The sequence below is a fragment of the Streptomyces sp. URMC 126 genome (genome assembly GCF_051386555.1).
Lineage (GTDB): Bacteria > Actinomycetota > Actinomycetes > Streptomycetales > Streptomycetaceae > Streptomyces.
The window spans coordinates 1-263 of the sequence record NZ_JBPQTX010000965.1 but is presented as its reverse complement, the minus strand read 5'-3'; the positions used below and the strand labels follow the sequence as shown (position 1 = coordinate 263).

At 77.9% G+C, this 263-nt stretch carries 1 protein-coding gene; it reads right to left on the bottom strand.

Annotation, left to right across the window (positions count from 1 at the left end; translation table 11 throughout):
* A partial coding sequence (locus ACSNOK_RS34690; RefSeq protein WP_436784690.1) for a flavin reductase family protein occupies positions 1-236 on the bottom strand: 236 nt, incomplete at its 3' end.
* Between the last annotated feature and the right edge of the window lie 27 nt (positions 237-263).

Here is a 263-nt window from a genome sequence, read left to right as displayed (position 1 = left end):
ACCCCGACGTGCCGGGCCTCGGCCACGGCGGGCCAGCTGGAGGAGGTGGCGCCCACGCCGAAGGAGAGCAGCGGCGGCTCGGCGGCCACGGAGGCGAGCGACGTCGCGGTGAAGCCGGCGGGGCGGGCGCCGGGCGCGGTGATGACCGCGACGCCCGCGGCGTGCTGCCGGAAGACGGTGCGCAGGAGTTCGGAGGCGGCGGGCGTGGTGGTGCCCAGGCCCGGCGAGGCCGTCATGACGTGGTCCTTCCCGTCCTTCCCGAC